The organism is Dyadobacter frigoris (assembly GCF_005280585.1).
In the GTDB taxonomy this organism is placed as follows: Bacteria; Bacteroidota; Bacteroidia; order Cytophagales; family Spirosomataceae; genus Dyadobacter; species Dyadobacter frigoris.
Map to the genome: position 1 here is coordinate 55,047 of NZ_SZVO01000013.1, position 22,673 is coordinate 77,719.

Here is a 22,673-nt window from a genome sequence, read left to right on the forward strand (position 1 = left end):
GAGTTACCAATTTTGAAATTAATAATTGACTTTAAGACTGAACACCAATGATTTTGTGTTCGGGTTGTTGAAGTAATCTACCCCACGCGCGTTACCAACACCGGACACGTTTGTTTCCGGATCTACACCAACAATTTTCGTCCATAAAATCGGGTTTCTCGCCGTTACTGTAAAATCAACCGATTGAAGTTTTGTTTTCTTCTTGAAACCAGCAGATTTTAAACTATATCCAAGAGAAATCTCACGGATACGCGTCCAGCTGCCATCCTTCACAAACTGCTCAGCCAACTGTCCCGAGTGACCACCGATAGAAGTATAGAAAGACTGTTCCAACAAAACAGGTCCTTTACCAAAATCAGCAATGTTACCTCTTACAGTTGTTCCCGCAGGTGCTATTTTGCCGTCGTATTTGTACGTATCCTGAGTCAGCGTAACCTCATGTCCAACATCTGCATAGGTACCAAAGTTAACAAGCACCCCCTTCGTTCCTTCGTAGAAACTACCGCCCTGAGAAGTTTCAAATAATACGTTAAGAGAAACATTTTTGTAAGATACATTTGTACCAAAACCACCTCTCCATTTCGGATTTGGGTTTCCAATCACACTTGAAGTTGTACTTAATTGTGGGAAACCGTTAGCAGTCAAATCCATGGCTCCTGTTTCGGTCCTACGATAAGTTCCACCGTAGAATGACGATAAAGCGTGACCCACCATAGCCACTGTACTTAAGGCACCACTTGTAAATGTTACTAACTGTGTTCCTCCTAAATCGGTAACTTCGTTATTGTTTTTACTCCAGTTGGCAAACACATTCACATTCCAGTCTTTTTTCTGAAAGACATTCATGTTCAGATCCACTTCCAGGCCTTTGTTCTGCATTGTTCCAGCGTTCGTATATCTCTGAGTAAAACCAGTTGAACCGGCAGCTGAAACCTGCAAAAGAAGATCTTTAATTTCATTTTGATAATATGTAAAACCGGCAGAAAGCTTGTTTTTGAAGAAACGAAGATCAGTTCCTAATTCAAATTCTGTTTTACGTTCCGGTCTCAAATTTGGATCGCCTTGTGTATAACTCTGTACGTATGCGCCGCCATATCCACCACCATCTAAATTCGTTGCCCAGCTACCAAATGATGCATTTACAAAAGACGTAGTATTTTTGTAAGCGTCAGGCTGAATACCTACTACACCGAAAGAGCCACGAATTTTACCAAAAGAAAGGATGTCATTGTTAGCAAAAGCAGGAAGTTGCGTAAACTGCCAGGCGATATCCGATGAAGGATAATAAAAAGTCGATTTTGATGCACTACCGAACGTGGAGCCCGCTTCACCTGCTGCCGAAACATTCAGATACAATTGATCATAAAATCCTAAGTTCAAAGTCGAATAAAGGCGAGCCATACGACGATGTCTCTCACTGTTATAAGGATAGTTGTTCGCGAAAGTTGAGTTGGTAAAGTTTGCAGGAGCATCTTCCAAAATGAAATTGTTCATCAAACCACCCAAACTGTTGTATTTTCTGTCATTTACGTTGAAACCTACTATCAACGTTCCTGTGATATCTTTCGTGATGTTGTGCGTAGCACGACCGATAACGTCCATGTTCAATTCCGTTTCCTTGATCATCTGTTGCTCGTACTGACCAGCACCAGAATTCGTTACGGAGTTAACCGGGTTGTTCGTTACACGTCTGTCGGTATACGTATCCAAACCTCCTCTTGCCGTAATATTGAACCAGTTCGTCGGGCTGATAACTGCTTCCGTACTCATGATAAAACGATCAACCTCCGAAAGGTTAGTCAGCTCATGAATGGTCCATAACGGGTCATTGTAACTTGGGTTGGCAGATGCACCCAAATAATTCCTGTACGAACGTTGACGGTTTAAAATAGGCGAAGCTGTTGGCGAAGAAAAGTAAGAACCTTTCCAGTATCGGCTGTCAAAATCAGGGGAAGAACGAAGCATACCCAAATAAAGACCGGCGGTATTATCACCTTTCTGAATACGATTTGACGTTGTTCTCACATACGTCGCGTTGGTCGAAATTCTAAGAATATCGTTGAACTGGCGTGTGCTATTAAAACGAACTGAACTCCTTTTGTAATCACTTTGTCCGGCGAAAATACCTTTTTGGGCAAGATTACCTAGACTTAAATAAAAGTTACCTTTTTCATTTCCACCACTGATCGCAAGGTTATTGTCAAAATAAGTACCGGTACGGAAAACAGCATCTTCACGCGCCTGATTATAAACTTCCTGAGAATTCTTTTTGATGATTGGATAAAAAGTCGGGCCCTTATACGATTCAAAACGCGCACCGTTTTTATTTACATCGTCCTCACCACCTGAGCGGGTTGAGATTTTGTCTCCCCACGAATATTGTGTTGTCGGACTGTAAACGCCGCCTGAACCCTGACCGTAAGCAGACTGCAAAGGATGCAATACATTTACTTTATCAAAAGATGCAGTGGACGTATAACTAATATTCATTTTTTTATCATCCGCACCGCGTTTTGTGGTAATCACAATTACACCATTTGCTGCACGTGAACCCCACAAACCTGCTGCCGAAGCACCCTTCAAAACCTGCATACTTGCAATGTCTTCCGGGTTGATATCATTCAGACGGGATTGCTGAGCCACACCGCCGCGGGCATCTCCCTCGGTCGTGTTACTCATCGGAATACCATCAATAATAACCAGAGGTTGGTTTGAACCCGTAATCGTATTCTGGCCACGGATTTGAATATTCGAGCCAGCACCAGGATCACCGCTTGAACGGGAAATCTGAACACCGGCTGCCTTACCAGCCAAACCGTTGATTACACCTGTTTCACCAGAACGACGGATATCATCTGCCTTGATTGTAGAAGAAGTAGAACCCATGCGGTCTTTATTTTCTCTGAAACCGAGCGCTGTAACAACGACTTCGCTTAATTGTTTTGAATCGGTGAGTAATGAAACGTTAATTGTTGAAAGGCTACCAACAGGAACTTCCTTTGAAATAAAACCAAGAAAAGAGAATACTAGGATATCGCTTTGTCCCGGAACATCTATTGTGTAATTGCCCTCCGCATCCGTGGAAGTACCCGTCATGCTTCCTTTGATCACAACATTCACACCAGGGATTCCTGATCCGTCCTCTTCAGAAGTAACTTTACCTTTTACTGTAATTGCAACAGATGAATGACGTTCATCTCTGATCTTTCCGTTACCGCCAGACCAGGCCGGATGACTCAGGCTTCCGGCAAGCAAAACAATCCAAAGCGCGAGGGCTTTTTTGGGTAAGGATTTATTCATAATTATCTATCATTATTGGGTTAAACTTAATTCCTTCGGGCTACATTTCAAGAAAAAGAAATTAAAATATTATTTTTTAACAATTTCAATATCCCTACTTATAATTCTGCATTTTTTATTTTAAACAATATTAAATTTTGAATATTTATTATATGACAATTGTCAAAATTGTAAGGGTACCCTTTTTTATGATATTCTTTAAAAGTTTAAATTCTTTCCTTTTATTAGAATAAAAAGCATACAAAACCTCGTCAAAACAGTTACTATTTTGCAGTGATCAGAGCAGTTGAGAAACAGTTTTGAAAAATTCGAAATAAAAAAAGAAGATAACATACCAGGCCGAAAAAATACCTGTGCAAATAAAGCAAAACGCATTATTTGTCTTTAGGTACATTGTTTGTTCATACCAAAACTCCAAAAGCAAAATGATGTCCGGATCATTTCTGTAAAATATTTTCAGACATCCAGCTGTATTTTTATTATCCTGAAATACATTTGGAAGAAACAATTTTAACCTGATTACGGGACTTTGTATGATCCGCTTTCAGGATTATTTTTTAGCAAAAACAGTAAAAGGATACAACTGATAAGCAGAAGTCAGGATCAGCAGTGATAAAAGAAGAAGTCAAAAGGTAAAGCGACGGCAAATAAAGAGCAATAAAGTATGATTACTACAAGATTTAGAAAAAGTTTTTGCAGCCTGGGATATTCAAAAACCCGGAAAGCCCAGTAGTCATTTTCACAACAGGGATTCGCGAAAACAGTACAATAATTGCACCCCTGATTTACACGGCAATTTCAAATGAAAAAATAACGAAACCGATATTGGTTAAAAAATAGACCAGAAAGCATATATTCTACCTACGGGTATACATACGCAGAAAATATATTTTCCGATTTCATAAATTGTCCCAGCTTTAAAAACTCATTTTATATACTTGAATTTTAAGGTATTTTGTAGACGACCACGTTCATATTGATACCGGCTCCAAGGGAAACAAAAACGATATGACTGCCTTTTCCGAATGCCTGATTTTCAAAATCTCCTTTAGAAATCAGATCATACAGCGTTGGCAGCGTCGCTACCGAACTGTTGCCAAGCCATGAAATAGTCATCGGCATAATCTCTTTTGGAGGATTTTCAAGGCCATAAAGCGCGAACAAACGCGACAGGATCGCTTCGTCCATCTTTTCATTGGCCTGATGAATCAATATTTTTGAAATATCTCTGGCGGTAAGACCTAACTTATCAATACACTCTTTTATAATAACAGGAACTGTTTTTAATGCAGCTTCATAAAGTTTCCTCCCATTCATTTTTAAAAACGTATCATGGCCAATATATTCAGGATTAAATGAAGCACCCATTTGCAGCACATAAGCCAGTTCATCTGTATAGGATTTGGAGGTATGCGCCACAACACCGACAGGTAAATCGCTTTTTACACCTTCGATGATAACTGCTCCTGCCCCGTCTGCGTAAATCATACCATCTCTGTCATGCGGATCACAAACACGCGACAGCGTTTCAGCGCCAATCACCATGACTCTCCTGGCAAGTCCCGAACGAATGAAAATATCGGCTTGAATAACACCTTGCAGCCAGCCAGCACAGCCAAAAATCAGGTCAAAGCCGACCGTATAGGGATTGCGAATTTGCAAATGGTTTTTAACTTTTGACGCAAGTGACGGAACCATCTCGCTGCGGCGGTTATCAGAGGGAATATCGCCAAAATTATGTGCTACAATAATGTAATCGATTGTTTCAGGATCAATTCCCGAAGATTGCAAAGCATTGCGTGCTGCAAAAAAGGCAATATCTGACGCCATCAGTTCGTCTGTGACATAACGGCGTTGTTCTATGCCGGTAATATTTCCAAACTGCCGAATGATGTCTTCATTATTTTTTTCAATCCTGGCTCCGCCACGTTCATAAAAAACGTTTGAGAGAAAATCCTCATTTAAAATTCTGCGTGTCGGGATGTAGCTCCCACTGCCCGTAATCACAGAATACACTCCCTGCTCCATTGGTTTTTGTTTAAAAGTACTATTGTTTCCGGGTAAATATTTTCGCAATATCCTGAATTTAAATAGTAACGTTGATAAAATTTTTTCGTCGGAAGGAATTATTCAGCCAATTGTTCAGTCCAGCGGATTTTTCCCGGCTCGTCAGGATACCATCTTCGGTCGCCGGATTCAGGTCAACTTTAAGTTTATCGTTGAAAGACTGGTGTATTGGGGCAATGGATTTGACTGAAACAATAAACTGACGGCTGATCCGTAAAAACCGGGATGGATTCAGTTCCTGTTCAAGCTCTTACAGGGTTTGGTCCACAACATAATGTTCATCGCTGCTTCATAACAGATATTGACGACCAGTTCAAAAGTCGGAGACGCCTTGATTCCGATGAACATTCTTTCACCGCTCAAATTTGTAAGCGTAGATCCGGAAGAATTTGGCATTGCTGAAAGCTACTCTTCGAAAAGTTTTTGTATTCACTTTTTCATTAATGCCCAAGGTTGACCCGCCAACGATACTATATTGAACTTTGAACCAGTTTAGGGCCAAAGTACAACGAATCACCAGTCTTGATACGACCAATTATAATTTTAACAAGGAACTCACCGATGTGCAGTTAAACGAGGCGGCAGCAGGAGGGATATTACAGATGATTATTTCCAAATAGCTCACGTGGGCACCACTGCCCAACATAGTGAACTTCGGCAGTCAGGTATTGCCAGGCAACAGCCCTCATGTGGATCTTAGACAGAATTGGAATATACAGTACCTTTTCACTAAAAAAGAAGTACAAAATCAAAGGCACTTTCAGCAAAGTCAAGACGAAGAAAACATCACCTGCATTCATTGGGTAAAAATGTGAGGATTAACGGCTTTTCTGCTTTCGATTTCTGTTTTTTTTTGTATAATGACTACCCCGATCTACCTCAACTAAGCCTTTTTGAGCCTGGAACCGGGTGCAAAATCGTTCGATACCCACCTCACGAAATTATGAGCGTGGTCGGTATATATTTTTTTAGTCAGCGGTGTCATGGACGATAGCTCTATTTCCATTTTGTACTTCAATAACAAGTCCTGAATTTTTGATAGGTTTTCAATATCGGTTTTCATTTGTATTGAAGATAAAATGTAGAAAAGTATTTTTTTCATTTGCCTTCATAATATACCCTCCTTAGCCTAGCCTATAACACCAGGGTTAGGAGGGTATTATTGAAGGTCAATTAGTATCCCGGATTATTTGGAAGTAATTTTTTATTAATTTGGATATCTGCCTGGGGAACGGGCCAGAGCCACCCTTTTGCTGTATCAAAAGTTCTTGTCTCGATCCGTATTTGTGAAAACACCCAGTTGGCAGAGACCGCAGGATCTGACAGTTTCGATTTGTCATAACCATAAACATCATGCACCAAAGATTGATCTTTCCATCGGAGCATATCCGGATAGCGCGTTCCTTCATTATAAAACTCAACCCTTCTTTCGTGGCGCAAAACAGCACGAAGCTGAGTCTTATTAAGCCCTGCACCTTCAACAGCATCAACTTTTGGCATCTTCGCTCTTAATCGCACCGTATTGATCAGATCATAAACCGCCTGATCGGTACTTCCTGATTCAATCAGCGCTTCTGCGCGCATCAGATAAATATCTGCATACCGCATCAGGATGGTATTTAAAGAGGTATTATTGATGTCGGAAGTTCCAAGATCTGCGTACTTACGCGGCCTTGCGCCACAGGGTACCTGATCATTGGCAGGAATAAATGTAGAAGATCCCATAACAGATCCGGGTACAACCACCGAAGCTGCAAGTCTGGAATCTCTGTTTTTAAAAGGATCCTGCGCATTATAACCTGAACTGGCCGCAGTAATAGGCAATCCGTTGGTCATATAATAGGCATTGATCAAATCTGCGGTAACATTTCCTGTCGGCCAGCTGCTGAGTGATAAAGCAGAAGAAGGCCAGGGCTGAGACTGGGTTGATTTGATATACTGGATATCAAAAATAACCTCAGCATTATTCTCATTTGCCTCTTGGAAGATTCCCTCATAATTGGCAAATAAGTCGTATTTACCTAAATCCATAACCGCCTTGGCCGCACTTGCAGCTTCTGCCCATTTCTCGTTGTAAAGCAATATTCTGGTTTTATATGCCAACGCCGCGCCTTTTGTCGCACGCCCTCTATCTGCACTGGTCTGTGAAGTGGGTAAAACCGCAGCAGCCTCATCCAAATCCGCAACAATAGCTGTGAGTACTTCGCTTTTAGGTGTTCTGGAAACGTAGGCCTCCGCCAAAGTCTGAACTTTAAGAATTAGTGGAACATCACCGTAAAAAGTAATCAGATCTGAATATGCGTAAGCTCTTAAAAACTTGGCTTCTCCTTTCATTATCGCCTTAACAGCATCACTAACAGGTGCAGTTTCCACCGAAGCCAGGAATTCATTAGCTCTGCTGATGATTGTATAATTCTGGGACCATTTTGCACCGGGCGCCCAGCTGGAAGTGTTTGTCAGCCATTCCCCTACTTCCTTCGAGCCTTGCCATGCGTCCTGGCAGTAGCCATTATCGGACATATAATCGAACTGATAAAAATGGTTTGGGGTTGCCGATGGCTGAATTGCATTGTATATACCAATCAGCCCCATTTTGACCTGAGCTTCATTCTGGTAAAAAGTCGATGGCGACAATCTGTCTTTCGGTGTTTTATCAAGCAGGTCGTCTGAACAACCTTGCAGAAAAAAGAAAAAACAAAGGGAAGCGATGATCGTATTTATATTTTTCATACTTCTGATCTTTTAAAAATTAACACTAATACCCATTGTCAGCACTCGAACCTGCGGGAAAGCCTGGGCGCGGGTCTGATCTGTTGTTTGCTCAGGATCAAAACCTTTAAACTTCGTTAGCGTAAAGGCATTTTGAATATTTCCATAAACCCGTACCGAGCCTAGGCCGGCTCTCGAAAGGAGCTTTGGGTTTAAACTGTAACCAACTTCCACATTTTTCAAACGCAGATAAGCGGCATTCTCCATGTAAAAAGATGAATGGATATTGCTGCGCACGCCGTCCAGTGTAAGCCTTGGATATTTATTGGAAGGATTTTCTGGAGTCCACCGGTCTTTCCACCAGTTTCCAACATTGGCAAAACCACTGAATGGTGTGGCGATCTCGTAATAGGTATACCCCTGAATACCTTGAACACCCTGCAGGAAGATTCCAAGGTCGAAGCCTTTCCACTCAAAATTAAGTTTCAAAGAATATCCTAAATCAGGAAATTGTTTTCCGATCACTTTTCTGTCGTTGTTCATATCCACAACACCATCTCCGTTCAGGTCTTTGTATTTGGTATCGCCGGGCTGTGCCGTGAAATTGGCTACCGATACAACACCTGGTTTTAAAGTATATTTACCATCCACCTGATCAAAATCAGACAATTGATATATTCCGTCCATTTGATACCCATAGAACGAATTGATGGCAGATCCTACCTTGATGGCTTTTGGTGAAGTAAGTTCCTCAGGCACATCCAACTTTGTTATTCTGTTCACAATATGTGTCATCACAACCGTGGAGCTGAATTTAAGTCCATTCGAAAAAGTCTTTTTATAGCTTAGCGCAGCTTCGATACCCTTGTTCTGCACTTCTCCGGCATTGACATAAGGATTGCCGAGCGCCAATGTGAGCGGAATGGGCATAGTTTTCAAAAGATCCTTGGTTCTCTTATCAAAATAATCGACGGTCAGGCCAAATCCATTTTTCAAAGTCAGATCAACACCAATATTTTTCTGTTCTGCCGTCTCCCAGGTGATATCTTTATTGGTCATCGTCGTTACCGCAACACCGGAATACAAGGTACCTCCAAGTGAATAATTCAGACCTGATGATAAAATATCGCTTCCGTTGTAATAGTTGTTAATATTCTGGTTACCCAAACGGCCCCAGGACGCACGTATTTTAAGTTGACTCAACCAGTTCGCACTCTGCATAAAACGCTCTTCAGTGATTACCCAGCCCGCAGAAAAAGAGGGAAAAACACCCCATTTGTGCCCTTGTCCAAACCGGGAAGAACCATCCCTTCTGATGTTGGCTTCCAGCAAATATTTACCATTAAATACATAGTTCAAACGCCCGAAATACGAACGCAGCCCCAGGTCATAACTTCCTGCGTTGTTGGTTTGCGTGGAGGCATCACCCAGACTTAATATCCGTTGGGTATTATTGACAAATTTTGAGCGGAAGCCGCTTTCCCAATCGTATAGAAATTCTTCCTCCGAATATCCTGCCAACAAATTCAGCGCATGTTTACCAAACGTCTTGTTATATTTTAACAAGGAGGTAAACATGGTTTGGACATCGGTTTCGTTGGTAACCGTCAAATCCGAAGTGAGATTTTGGAAACTGGCGTCTCTGTTGTACAAGGCTACGTTGGCATGAAAAGCGTTACGTTTGGAAGTGATCACCTTATATCCATAAGTAACCTGGGCACTCAAACCATCCACAATAGTATATTCGGCATCCAGCTGTGCGTTCAGGTTATAACGGTTCGTTTTAGCAGTGCTTCCTTCTTTTATTTCACCATAAAAATTACGTTCACCATTGACAGCCATCCAATGGCCATTTGCATCTTGCAACGGGTGCACCGGCGCAAGTGAAGCATACCATTCCGCAGACCAAAGGTCCGTCGGTTCATTTTTCACACCCAGATTACCAGAAAAACTACTGGCAAACCGAAGTTTATTATTTTTCAGAAAGTGTGCATCAATATTTGCTCTGAAATCTGTTTTTTTATAGTTAGTCCCCACCAGAATACCCTTCTGATTCAGTTGCCCGAGCATAAAAGCAAATTGCACTTTCTCGTTACCTCCGCTCAGATTCAACCGGTGATTCTGTATGTTGGCCTTTCCATAATAAACATCAAAATAATTAATATCCGGGTACAACGGATCGTTGTGGGCCGCAAATTTTTGAATGTCCGAATCCGTATAGGGCAGATTGTTACCCGTATTGGCTGCGGCCTCATTTTTAAGGGTGGCATAATCAACCGAGTTCAAAACACCTGGTAAAGCTGTTGCCTTTTGCGAACCAAAAAAAGCATTATAACTGATACTCAGCTTGCCAGATGCACCTCTGTTTGTTGTAATCAAAATTACGCCATTGGCGGCTCTGTTCCCATAAATGGACGAAGAGGCGGCATCTTTCAAAACGGAAATCGATTTGATATCATTGGGATTGACATCCGTCATACTACCCGGAAATCCATCGATCAGCACGAGCGGGGAATTATCACCAAAGGTTCCAACACCGCGGATACTGATCACGGCACCATCCGCTCCCGGCTGTCCGGAACTTTGCAGCGCATACACACCTGCAATCGTGCCCTGAAGCGCCTGACCGGTATTGGTAAGCGGGCGGCTTTTCATATCGCTCATCTGAACACTGCCGACAGCTCCTGTTAAATTCACTTTTTTCTGAGTTCCGTAACCCACCACGACAACTTCTTCCAGATTTTTATTATCAATTGCCAGCGTCACATCTACCGATGACTTGTTGCCAACATTTATTTCCTGCGCAACATATCCCACAAAAGAAAAAACAAGTACAGCATTTCCGTCAGGTACTTTCAGCGAAAATTGTCCGTTTACATCCGTTGTAGTACCCGTTGCAGTACCCTTAACTGCAATATTCACACCTGGCAATACATTTTTAGTTTCATCAACCACCTGGCCAGTGACCAACTTCTCATCGGCCTGCTCAATAGAGATGGAAGCAGTTCCGCCCTGCTGATCCGTAGTCAGCGATGTGCTCACAGGCATCAGCTGGAGAACGATTTTCTTATTGATGATTTTGTAAGAAATATTGTCGGGAAGAAACATCTTCTCCAAAGTTTCAGCAAGCGTTTTATTCTCGATGTTGATCGAAATTCTACGGCTGACAGGAAGAAACTGCAAGCTATATACGAAACTCACATTTGCCTTGGATTCAAGGATTGCCAATACTTCCTTAATCGGCTTTCGGTCAGCCTGTATAGTCACTTTTTTAAGCAGAAGCTCCTGAGCTTTGCTCTCGTGGGCAAAACTGGATACGCTGACTAAAACTGCCAAAAAGAATTGTAAAGACGAAAATTTCATAATAGTCCACAATGGGTCTATGATTCCAGGGATTTTTTTCATTTTTTTGTACTTGTTAAAACTCACGAAGGTTTGACAACAGTGCCAGGCGTGCAACATGACTGTCAATCATGGATACAGCCACCTGGATTTGGGGCCGGTGAATGCTACAACATTTTCCGGCCTTTTTTGCGGAGGAATTATTTCTGTAATTTTTCTCTCATATTTTCAGTTTAGGTTAAAAATGATTTCCTACTTTTCACAGCCTTGCCCGGTTATAAAAATATCGCCGCCCCTGACTTCAAAATTTGCGTTGATAGCGGCACAAAGAATTTCCAGTTTCGAAAACAAACTGGGATCCAGTGACATATCGGCCGTGACTATACAATTTTTAATTTGATCAGAACTTACGATAAACTTAACGTCATAAGCCTTTTCAAATCTTGTAAGTATTTCAGAAACAGCCATTTCTTTAAATGCAAAAATTTCAGTTTGATCAGTGTTGCTATACCCGTTCAATAAAGCCGGCTTGTCTATCAGACCTGGCAGGAAAGCGTCATCATCCAGCAGATAGGTTACTTTTTTGTTTGGTGTCAGCACAACAGATTTTCTCAATGAATTTCCCGGCTGCCCTTTGATTTTTTCTACGATCACTTTCCCGGAATACACCGCAACTTCAATATTACTGGTTCCTTTAAGTTTTTTGACCGTAAAACTTGTTCCCACTACCTTGGTAACAATATTGTCAGCATAAACCAGAAACGGTCTTCCCGCATCTTTCTCGACCTCAAAATACCCTTCACCTTTCAAGTATACAATCCTGTTGCTTTCTTCAAAAACAGACGGGTAAAAAAGCGAGGATCCTGCTGCCAGCCAGCACTTGCTCCCATCCGAAAGATCAACTGTCAAAGAAGAATCCTGACGGTTTGTGACTATATTTAAATGTTCCATAGCAACAGCCGGAACACCGGAGATTATCTGAGTTTCGTCAGCGAAGTACCTGTTTGTTAAAAAGACACCGCCCAATACCAGGACTGCCGCGACAGCCAACCGAAGAAAATTATTATTCCACCACTTTAAACGATGACCGGTAGCTTCGGAAGGACTTTGCAAACCCCGCTCAATACCCTGCCAAATTTCAAGTTCCAGGTTCTGGTCGGTATTCACAGCACTGTGCTTATCATCATGATGGATCGAGTCATACCAAATATCCATCATCCTGGTTTGTTCAGGATTGGTTTGCCCCTTTTTGTACCTTCCCAAAAGACTTAAAAACTTTTTCCAACTGGTTTTCATGGCGAGCAAGGTCTTGGTATATATATTGTTATATTACCAGTAGAAAAACCACCACTGAACCGCAAATGATTTAATTAAATATTCGAAAGTTTATATAAATGTTTAATTAATAACTAAAATTTCTTTCAATAATACAATTATAAATTTCATTGAATTATCCTTTATGCATCAGCAGAGAAATAACAAGCACTGAGAACGAAATGATATAGTCTTTAAGATGTCCGCGCAGGTGCCGCAGACCTATTGTAATGTGATACTCCACAGTTCTTTCAGGTACATGCAGAAGACTGGATATCTCCATGACCGACTTCCCTTCCATTCTGTTAAGTGTAAAAATTTGCCTGGTTTTCTCAGGAAAACTACTGATACATTCTAAAATCTTCTCTTTTAATTCCTCGAATGCCATCTGGTCTTCAACCGATTCTGTAACTTCTTCATAGGATTTTGCCCAAACCGTTTCAAAATGACGTTTCCTGATAATCTGCTTGTTGTAGGAATCAAGTACCTGATATTTGACGGCCCTGAAAAGATATCTTTCCAATTCCTGGATGTGTGTACTTCCTCTACGCTGCCATAAGTCCAGAAATATATCCTGAACAATTTCCTTTGCTGAATCGTCGGACCCTGTTTTGGAAAAAGCATGTCTGAACATTTTTTTCCAATAACGTCCATATATTTCAGAAAAGGCCCACTCCTCTCCTGTCTCCAGCTTTATCACCAATTCTTCATCACTAAGCATGGAGATCGTCTGCATATGTCAATCTTGTTGAAAATTATTAATCACATTTTATGGTTAAAAATTATAGTCATTAATCGCTATCAGTGCCGGACCAAGCCTTTGAAATAACGATAAAACCAGCTCATTAAAAAGCTTAAATTAAACAATACAAAGGAATAATATTTTTTTTAGAAGACTAGTACGATTTTAACCAAATCATAACGAATTATGGCAACTTTGGGAATTTAACCTCCCATAAACCAATAATTGCTGTGATGAGGCCGTTTGCCATTTCTGTTAATTCCCAGTCCCGTTATTATCGTAAGCGCGCTGAGCGGAACTTCTCAAATTGTGGAAGGCCTTGATCTTGGTGCTGTGGATTACATTAAAAAACTTTTTGAATGGGAAAAATACGCATATTACAGCGAAAAATCTTTGCAAGCAAAAGCACCAGAATCCGTGTAGATAATCTGGTAAATAATGGTTGCAATTCACGATTCCCAGCGATATTACCAATATTAGTATTGTCGTTATTTTAATAATTTTCTCTAAAAGTTGATTTTCTAAACTAACCGTTTTTTTGATAAAAATGTAACATATCAACCAGAACTTATTTTGTGGCTATGCAGGCCACAAGAATTTTGGTAACTAGCGGTTTACTAGTTACCCTCAATTCTTAATTATGAAAAAAACTTCTTTAATTCTACTGCTTTTACTCTTTGTTTTCCTGCTTATTATTAAATACTCTGCGTTTAATAATAAAGTAAGTAAAATTGAGAATACAGATTTCAATCTTCCTAACCGGTTAGAACAGACTTTTGAAAATAATGCTGACCATTTCTCAGGTTTTGAGGAGAACGGCTTGGAACAGGGCTTCCGTTAATTAAATGAACAATCGGTCTGCATTATTGTCGACCGATTCTCTTATGGTAAATACCTATTTAAACTAAATCCAAAACTTTCAACAGCAACGACCATCTTACAATGTTGTCGCATTACATCTTTTAGATATAGAACATATGCAAAATTGTAGTCTAGGGCTTTGCCTGACGAATTTGAGTTGCAGATTTATGATTTATTTCATCCAAATATTAGAAATATTCACTCAACAAAATATTCAGCGCATTATTGTACATCAGTCTCTTTTTTTTGCTTAAATTAGTTGAAAATTCAATTTGTTATTATTCTGATATATTATCAATACTGTCAGATTTACTGTCAAATCAAGATATACAAACGAAATTAAATTAGTTATATAACTCAACACCAAGTAGTTATATTTACACTCAAAGAAAGTTGGCGTAGATATATCATCTATATCAATTAAAGGTTACGATATTTAATAAAAAGCCCCGGAATTCCAGGGCTTTTTATTTTGTTCAATTTTGCAAACAGCCAACCCGATCTCCGCCATTTTACAATGGTTGAATAATTTGTTTCCCTGACAATAAAGGGCCTAAAAGTTGTGAAACTGCGTTTTTTATAACGGGAAAAGTCTGGGTGAGTAATTATTTTGGCAGGAACGCTGTTACGTATGGAGCTAAACAGTATACTTAATTTACTGTTGGAATAGTTTTATTTCAAATGGTCAGAAGACTTATAATTTTTTCAATATTATTAACCGCTTTTTCAACAAGTTACGCCCAGGATTCCTGGAAACTTAGTACTGAAAAAGACGGAGTTAAGGTTTTTACAAAATCAATATTGACTTCAAAAGTCAAGGCTTTAAAAATCGAATGCGTCTTAAATGCTTCGGCCTCACAGCTCGTTGCGATAATAATGGATGTCGAAAAAGGTAAGGATTGGGTTTATAGCACCAAATCCTGCGTTTTACTTAAACAGATTTCTCCTTCCGAACTTTATTATTATTCAGAAATAATACTTCCCTGGCCTGCGCAAAACAGGGACTTCATTGCACATATTATGGTTAGCCAAAATCCATCCAGTAAAATAATTACGGTGGATGCACCCTGCGTTTCAGGCTATGTCCCGGAAAAAGCAAATATTGTCAGAATACAAAAATCGTTGGGAAAATGGGTTATTACCCCGCATTCAAAAAATCAGGTTAAAATTGAATATACGCTGGCTGTGGATCCGGCCGGCACCATTCCCGCATGGCTTGTTAATCTGGTGGCGTCACAAGGTCCGCTGGAAACATTTAAAATGCTTAGATCTCAGCTTCAAAAAGAAGAATACAAGAACATGCATCTTCCGTATATCATTGATTAACAATACCTTAAATTAACTATTAAGTTGTAATTATTTTTTAAATTAAAATAGAATTAAAATTAAATTAAAAATTTTATAAACATTTTAATCGATACGAATTTTTTGAACGTATGTGAGTAGAAAGTATCACTCATCTTATTCGATTAATTCATGAAAATTTTTAAGCAACATTTAAAAACGGCAACGTTTGCTCTGGGCCTTGCAGCATCCCTGGCGATGTATTCATGCGAAGATCACCGTCTTGCTCCAACAGAGCAGGCACTGCCTGATCGGATTTTCTACGCGCTTTCAGACAACAACCAACTTCACGAACTCAATGTAAAGAACACTACAACACCATTAAGATCATTTTCTATCACAGGTCTGGAAAGCGGTGATGTCCTCGCCGGTATTGATTTTCGTCCTGCGACAGGTCAGCTTTATGCAATCAGCGCACAAAGTAATCTTTATCAAATCAATGTTAAATCAGGCGATCAGCAGGGAAAAGCGACCAGAATCGGAACAGCGCCAATTGCTACTGCCTTATCCGGATCCAATATCGGTTTTGACTTCAATCCTACAGTAGACAGAATTCGTGTTGTTACAAACACAGCACAAAATCTTCGCCTGCATCCTGAAACCGGCGCTGTGGTTCCGGGTGATTCTCCGTTGAATGGGCCTTCAACTACCATTGGTGCCGTTGCTTACACAAATAGCCGCGCGGGTGTTACTCCTGCACCGGGCGCAGGTACGACGCTTTACGACATTGATCCTGTTGCTGATATGCTATATATTCAAAATCCTCCAAATCCAGGTGCTTTGGTAGCAGTTGGCGGGCTGGGGCTTGATATTCAGGATATTGGCGGATTTGACATTTCTCCTGATATGAATTCAGCTGATGTTTACCCGATTGCTTCTGTTAAAATTGCCGGTGAATGGGAACTTGATTACGTTAACCTGACATCCGGGAAACTGCAAAAACTTGGCAAATTACCAACAGGTGTCAATATTATCGGTATAGCAATTCCTTCCCTTCCTGTGGCATATGCGTTGGACGGCTCAAACAATATTAAAATATTTAATCCTACAAATGGATACGACTTCGGTATGAAAGTAGTTAGTGGCATTCCATCCGGTGTGATGTTACAAGGAATTGATATCAGACCGGTAAATGGTCGTTTATACGCGTTGGGAAGCAACAGCAAAATTTACGGAATCGATCTGGGATCTGGTGCTGCCACAGAATTGGCAAGCTTGAAACTTGCAGATAATACGCCGGTGACCATTAGCGGTACTGTATTTGGTGTTGACTTCAATCCTGTTGCTGACAGATTAAGAGTTGTAAGTAACACAGGACAAAGTCTCCGGATTAATGTAACAGACGGTGTCACCATTGTTGACGGTTCTCTAAAAATTGGTGTTGGCGGGCCAACTCCTTTTGTTACAGCTGCTGCGTACACCAACAGTTATCCTGGCGTAACTGCAACAACCCTTTTTGACATTGACAGCCAATCCAATTTGCTTTACAAACAAATGCCTCCTAATGACGGTATCTTAATTGACCCAAAATCACTGGGTATTGATGTTGATGCAACAATTGGATTTGACATCGGAAATGTTTCAGGCACAGGTTACGCTATTTTCACAGTTGCGGGCAACACAAGTTTCTACTCTGTTGATCTTACCTCCGGTGCTGTTCAACATAAATTTCCATTCAGCACGCCTGTAAAAGGGCTGGCCTTAGGTTTCGGATTATAGAAATTTCAATACAAAAAAACGGATGCTCTGAATAATTCGGGGCATCCGTTTTTTTGTATAAATAAGTTTCGGCTATATCCTGATCTTCAAACTTATTTCAAACCTGCATTTCCAGCCCAATCTATTATTTCCGGATACAAATCTGCAACTGTCTGCCCCGATTTCCTGGTTTTATAAAGCCTAAGAACTTCCTGATCAAACTCTTTAAATCTTTGAAAACCGCGAAAACTAACCATATTTTCTTCCAAATCCACTCTTAGTTTTTCAGAAATTGTTTTATCGAAAATATCAGAATAGTAAAGTGTAACCAACCCGTAATTCATGTATTCTTCAAAACAGGGAAGTGTATTATTATAAGTTGAAGCCGGTTTACCTTTTGTTATCCATACCGAAAGATCACTGAACGCTTTGGCAATTTCCTTTACATATTCTTCCGCTTCCGGATTTAGATAGCTGTGATTGATTTCTGTAAAAACAATTTTTGACCTTTGTCCTCTCGTCATTGCCGGATTCTGTGTTTTCTGTCGCTCGGTAATAAATGGAAAATCGACATGCGCCTGCGCCTCTGAAAAGCCGTTATCAGAAAAACTATTGGCCGACTGGTTCCATCCCACAAGTGGCGAAAAAATTACTTTTATTGCGGAATATTTTGTCCGGGGAAACTGCCGTTCAAGCCAGACCTTCATATCAGCAACATCAATATTTTTCCGAAAATCATTTTCCAAATCCTCATAGTAGCTTTTATGTTTTTTATAGAATTCTCGAAAACCTGACTTTTTCGCAAAGGATTCCAACAAAGACAGATAAGGTTCGAGCTCATTGAGGCTTCCCCAGCTCACACGGTCATATACACCAAATTTTTCAATTTTATCACCTTTGAATTGAAAGGCATAACTATCCATCTTCAATGGAGAATAATAGTTATCGGGATTCTTTAAAAGTGAATCCACTGTACGAACCGCAGACAGAGAAGCGTACGGTGTAAAATGTTTTTTTACTTCCTGATAATAAGTCGTTCCCTTATTAATTGCTCCTGTTTTACCATAATCGGTTAATGAGAAAATGATATTGATCAGTTCGTAAACTTCCGGGGCTTCGATGATGGTTTTCCCGGTATTTGCGGTTTTATAGTCATGGCTAAAAGTTGCTGCCTTTATGGTTTTGTGGGAAGTAAAAATGCAGGTCGCGGTATCTCCCTTTGCTTCTCTAATTATTTGAAATACTGCTTTTTCGCCGTATTTTAATAACAAAGCAATTGAATCCTGTTCAGAGATCAAAGACAGTATTGACATGTCGTGCTCTGTGCCCAAGTCGTAAGAAAACGTTTTGGGTATATCGTTCACACCATTGAAATTGCCTTTCTCCTTCTCAATGTTCATAATGATACTGTTCGTTTTGGTACGAACAAACGGGATTTTTGATTGCGGATAAACAACAGTCGAAAGCGAAAGAATTAATAAAAATGTAGAAAAAATTTTCATGGCATAGCGATTAGTAAATTCAAGTTTAAGCAAAAACAAATTGAGTATCAACCTGGCTCTGCCTGCTAATCCTGTGCAGTTCATGGAAAACGATTACTTTTGCCACTTGGCAAATCTTCTTACATTTACCAAAAAGCACCAAATTGAAAAAAAACAGCGTCACTTTAAGCGATATTGCCAGGGAACTGCATATGACGGCCGCCACGGTTTCGCGTGCTTTAAGTGATCATCCTGAAATAAGTGCCAAAACAAAAGCAATTGTAAAAGAAGCCGCACAAAGGCTTGATTATAAAGCCAATCGCATTGCTTCCTCGCTGCGTTCAGGAAAAACCCATGTCATCGGGGTACTCATTCCAACGGCAGAAAACGCTTTTTTCGGCTCCGTTATTCATGGAATTACTAACCTGGCAAGTAAACATGGCTATTCGGTGCTCATTCATGAATGTGATGAATTGTATGAACTGGAAGTAAAGGGAATCCAGACTTTTATTGGCGCCCGTGTTGACGGTATCATTGCTTCGCTTTCCAGAAATACGCTGGATTATGATCATTTTCTTGACGTAAAACGAAGAAATATCCCACTCGTTTTTTTTGACCGCGTACCTGATCTGGACATTCCTTCCGTTGTAATTGACGGATTTAACGGATCCTTCTGGGCCACGCAACATTTGATCGATCAGGGTTACAAACGGATTGCACACATTTCGGGCCCCTTGTATATCAATACCTTTAACGACCGTTTCAAAGGTTATGAAGCAGCTTTGAAAGCCAATGATATTTCCTTTGATGAAAATCTGGTTTTTAGCGGAAATATTTCCATTGAATCCGGTATGGAAGGCACACGTCATTTACTTTCACTTCCTGAACCACCCGATGCTATTTTTGCAGCAGAAGATTTTACAGCGCTCGGCATACTGAAACAGTTAAAAATCAGTAAAATTCATGTCCCTGAACAATTTGGCGTTTTTGGATTTTGTAATGATATGTTTAGTGAACATACCACGCCTTCCTTATCGACCATGGACCAGCAAACGGTGCTTATGGGCCAGGAAGCCTTCAAACTTTTAAACCAGATTATTGAAAACGGCAATGAAGACAATTCCAGTAAAATCGTCGTAAAACCACTTCCGGTTATCAGAGAATCCTCTCTGAAAAAAGTGCATTAATCCTGCTAAGGCACTTTCAAGAAGTTATTTCCCAACCAAACTTTATTAAATATCAATTAAGTTTCAAATTTTTAATCATTTTCCGTAAACGATTACGTTAATTTGCAGAAGGAAAATTTGCAAGTCTTAAAACGCCTAATTTTTGACAGAAAAAATTACTCCCCCTAACAAAAAGAAATTACAACAAAAATTAAAAACGATGCTTAAAAAAATCACTATTCCTATCCTTTCCACCTTAATGATGTCGGTATCTGCATTTGCGCAGGTACCGGATTCGCCGGTAAAAGTAAAGCTAGCGCTGATAACGGACCAGCTTTCACATCCTACTGCATTTGCCGTTACAAAAAAGAATCCGGACCTGCTGTTTGTTACGGAACAGGAAGGCCGTATCCGGATCATTCAAAAGGGAAAACTGTTGGAAGCTCCTTTTCTGGACATCAGGAAGGAAGTTCTAAAAAAAGAAGGTTATGATGAACGCGGATTGCTTGGACTTGCATTTCATCCTGACTATGCCAGCAATGGTAAGTTTTATGTTTATTGCAGTGTGCCGGTTGCCAATCCTGTTAAAAATCAACTGGATCACCAAAGTGAAATCCGGGAATACACGGTTTCTTCAAATCCTCTGGTAGCGGATCCTGCCAAAATGAGCAAAGTTTTGGTGATTGACCAGCCACAATCCAATCATAATGGTGGTGATCTTAAATTTGGATCTGACGGGTTTTTATACATTTCTGTGGGTGACGGAGGCGGTGCGAATGACCAGCACGGAGAATTTGGAAATGCTCAAAACATGACAAATCTGCTGGGCAAAATTCTGCGGATTGATGTAAACAAATTACCCTACACAATTCCTGCGGATAATCCTTTTGTTGGTGATGCTAATGCAAAACCCGAAATTTATGCTTACGGATTACGCAATCCATGGCGTATCAGTTTTGACAAAAAAACGCATCAGCTTTTTGCCGGTGAAGTAGGACAAAACAAATATGAAGAAGTTGATATCATCACCAAAGGCGGCAATTATGGCTGGAGGCCGATTGAGGGATTACATCCTTTCAATGAGAAAGACCCGCAACCGAAAAACCCGATTGCTCCTATTGCAGAATATCCTCATCCGGAAGGATTGAGTATTACGGGCGGATTTGTTTACCGCGGCAAGGCAATTCCTTCTTTAACAGGCAAATATATTTTTGGGGATATGATGGGCCCGATCTGGTCATTATCGCCTGGAAAAGACGATAAATGGACTAGAAATAAGTTATCTATTGGCAGAGACGCCGGTTATTGGCACGTTTACAGTTTCGGGGAAGATCTTTCCGGGGAACTGTACGTGCTGACGGTGATTCTTGAAAATACGAAGGGCTCGCTTTACAAGATTGTGCCTTAACAGATAAGTTTACCTTCCTCTGAAACCTCAGTTATGATCTCTTCAAAGAGTAAATGACTGGGGTCATTTGCTTTTTTTAGCGTAATAAATTAACAATTTATGAAAAACACTCGTCGCAGTTTTATCAAAAACAGTGCTTCGCTGGCGTCATTGTCGCTGCTTGGAAAATCACCTGATCAACTAATTCCACAACCGAAAAAAGAATATATCCAGGATGGCGGTTTGCAATTCTGTCTTGCGCATTTCTATGGCATGAACAAACAAAGGATCGAGTTATCAAAACAAATGCGGGTTTTAGGTGCTGTGGGTGGAATAAATCCCGGAAGTGTTGGATTGAAAGATGTAAAACCCTGGGATTATGAGGCCATCGTTGCGGTGAAAGAAGCCTGGGCAAAAGAAGGGCTGAAACTTCGTGTGGTTGAAGGGCCGCCCGCACTTTCCGAAAAAACTAAACTGGCTCTGGAAGGCCGTGATGAGGAGATTGAAAACTTTATCAGTCTGATGAAAAATTTATCAAAAGCCGGGATTGATACGATTTGTTATAACTGGATGCCAGTCATCAGCTGGGCGCGTACGTCATTGGACAGACCTAGCCGTGGCGGTGCTTTGGTAAGTGCTTTTGATATTGACAAAATAAAGGATGAATCCATCACGCAATATGGTAAATTTTCAAAGGAAACGATGTGGAAAAATCTTGAATATTTTCTGAAAGCTGTGATTCCTGAAGCAGAAAAAGTGGGTATGAAACTGGCATTACATCCGGACGATCCACCTGTTGACGAAATCAGAGGAATTTCCAGAATCATGACTTCGGCAGACGCTTTCAAGCGACTCATTGATATTGTTCCAAGTCCCAGTAACGGCATCACGTTGTGCCAGGGAACCTTTGCTACAATGGGAGAAGATATTCCTTCGGTAATTAATTATTTTGGTAAAAAAGAAAAAATACATTTTGTACATTTCCGTGATGTCCGCGGCGACAGAAATCATTTTGAGGAAACATTTCATGACGATGGAAAAACGGATATGTACAAAGCTATGAAAACGTATTACGACATTGGATTCCGTGGCCCGATGCGGCCTGATCACGTCCCGACCATGTCCGGCGATAGTAATGAACATCCGGGGTATAGTAATATCGGAGCACTTTTTGCCATTGGTTATATGAGAGGATTGATTGAATCGATTGTGAAACAATCGGGTAAGGCATAAAAAAAGGCTACATCTTTTTTTTAAGATGC

16 protein-coding genes and 1 pseudogene are annotated in these 22,673 nt (G+C 40.4%); 7 read left to right on the forward strand and 10 right to left on the reverse strand.

Annotated elements, in window-relative coordinates; translation table 11 throughout:
- Positions 1–18: 18 nt before the first annotated feature.
- The 9 genes and pseudogenes from FDK13_RS24755 to FDK13_RS24795 form a co-directional block, all read right to left on the reverse strand.
- On the reverse strand, positions 19–3,300 hold the full coding sequence (locus FDK13_RS24755; protein ID WP_137342708.1) for a SusC/RagA family TonB-linked outer membrane protein: 3,282 nt from the start codon (positions 3,298–3,300) through the stop codon (positions 19–21).
- 945 nt (positions 3,301–4,245) lie between these two features.
- Positions 4,246–5,328 (reverse strand): 3-oxoacyl-ACP synthase III family protein, encoded by a 1,083-nt coding sequence (locus FDK13_RS24760; protein WP_137342709.1) that lies wholly within the window; start codon positions 5,326–5,328, stop codon positions 4,246–4,248.
- 58 nt (positions 5,329–5,386) lie between these two features.
- A pseudogene (locus FDK13_RS36695) lies at positions 5,387–5,605 on the reverse strand (LytTR family transcriptional regulator DNA-binding domain-containing protein); the annotation flags it as partial.
- Between the two features lie 358 nt (positions 5,606–5,963).
- Positions 5,964–6,167 carry a hypothetical protein gene (locus tag FDK13_RS24770; RefSeq protein WP_137342710.1) on the reverse strand — a complete coding sequence of 68 codons (204 nt, stop codon included), beginning with the start codon at positions 6,165–6,167 and terminating at the stop codon, positions 5,964–5,966.
- An 83-nt stretch (positions 6,168–6,250) separates the two neighbouring features.
- On the reverse strand, positions 6,251–6,430 hold the full coding sequence (locus FDK13_RS24775; protein ID WP_137342711.1) for a hypothetical protein: 180 nt from the start codon (positions 6,428–6,430) through the stop codon (positions 6,251–6,253).
- Between the two features lie 110 nt (positions 6,431–6,540).
- The gene (locus tag FDK13_RS24780) at positions 6,541–8,097 is read right to left on the reverse strand and encodes a RagB/SusD family nutrient uptake outer membrane protein (RefSeq protein WP_137342712.1); all 1,557 of its coding nucleotides are present in this window, start codon (positions 8,095–8,097) and stop codon (positions 6,541–6,543) included.
- Positions 8,098–8,109: 12 nt separating this feature from the next.
- The gene (locus FDK13_RS24785) at positions 8,110–11,481 is read right to left on the reverse strand and encodes a TonB-dependent receptor (protein WP_170982911.1); all 3,372 of its coding nucleotides are present in this window, start codon (positions 11,479–11,481) and stop codon (positions 8,110–8,112) included.
- A 189-nt stretch (positions 11,482–11,670) separates the two neighbouring features.
- Positions 11,671–12,714, reverse strand: a complete 1,044-nt coding sequence (locus FDK13_RS24790; protein WP_137342714.1) for a FecR family protein — start codon at positions 12,712–12,714, stop codon at positions 11,671–11,673.
- A gap of 154 nt (positions 12,715–12,868) precedes the next feature.
- Positions 12,869–13,468: an RNA polymerase sigma factor gene (locus FDK13_RS24795; protein WP_137342715.1), complete on the reverse strand. Its 600-nt coding sequence runs from the start codon at positions 13,466–13,468 to the stop codon at positions 12,869–12,871.
- A 249-nt stretch (positions 13,469–13,717) separates the two neighbouring features.
- Between FDK13_RS24795 and FDK13_RS35745 the strand changes: the two genes are divergently transcribed.
- From FDK13_RS35745 to FDK13_RS24815, 4 genes are all read left to right on the forward strand, one after another.
- Positions 13,718–13,897, forward strand: coding sequence for a response regulator (locus FDK13_RS35745; protein ID WP_181956153.1), 180 nt, complete (start codon positions 13,718–13,720; stop codon positions 13,895–13,897).
- 217 nt (positions 13,898–14,114) lie between these two features.
- Positions 14,115–14,315, forward strand: a complete 201-nt coding sequence (locus tag FDK13_RS24805; protein WP_137342716.1) for a hypothetical protein — start codon at positions 14,115–14,117, stop codon at positions 14,313–14,315.
- Positions 14,316–15,016: 701 nt separating this feature from the next.
- Positions 15,017–15,661, forward strand: coding sequence for an START domain-containing protein (locus tag FDK13_RS24810; RefSeq protein WP_137342717.1), 645 nt, complete (start codon positions 15,017–15,019; stop codon positions 15,659–15,661).
- Between the two features lie 150 nt (positions 15,662–15,811).
- On the forward strand, positions 15,812–17,398 hold the full coding sequence (locus FDK13_RS24815) for a DUF4394 domain-containing protein (RefSeq protein ID WP_137342718.1): 1,587 nt from the start codon (positions 15,812–15,814) through the stop codon (positions 17,396–17,398).
- 92 nt (positions 17,399–17,490) lie between these two features.
- On the opposite strand, the gene FDK13_RS24820 is transcribed toward FDK13_RS24815, so the two are convergent.
- Positions 17,491–18,879 (reverse strand): DUF4932 domain-containing protein, encoded by a 1,389-nt coding sequence (locus FDK13_RS24820; protein WP_229216204.1) that lies wholly within the window; start codon positions 18,877–18,879, stop codon positions 17,491–17,493.
- Positions 18,880–19,022: 143 nt separating this feature from the next.
- Here FDK13_RS24820 and FDK13_RS24825 point away from each other — a divergent pair, with 143 nt between their 5' ends.
- From FDK13_RS24825 to FDK13_RS24835, 3 genes are all read left to right on the forward strand, one after another.
- Positions 19,023–20,045, forward strand: a complete 1,023-nt coding sequence (locus tag FDK13_RS24825; RefSeq protein WP_220417418.1) for a LacI family DNA-binding transcriptional regulator — start codon at positions 19,023–19,025, stop codon at positions 20,043–20,045.
- Positions 20,046–20,244: 199 nt separating this feature from the next.
- Positions 20,245–21,432 carry a PQQ-dependent sugar dehydrogenase gene (locus tag FDK13_RS24830; RefSeq protein ID WP_137342719.1) on the forward strand — a complete coding sequence of 396 codons (1,188 nt, stop codon included), beginning with the start codon at positions 20,245–20,247 and terminating at the stop codon, positions 21,430–21,432.
- Positions 21,433–21,531: 99 nt separating this feature from the next.
- Complete coding sequence (locus FDK13_RS24835) at positions 21,532–22,644, forward strand: mannonate dehydratase (RefSeq protein ID WP_137342720.1); 1,113 nt, start codon at positions 21,532–21,534, stop codon at positions 22,642–22,644.
- The last annotated feature ends 29 nt before the right edge of the window (positions 22,645–22,673 follow it).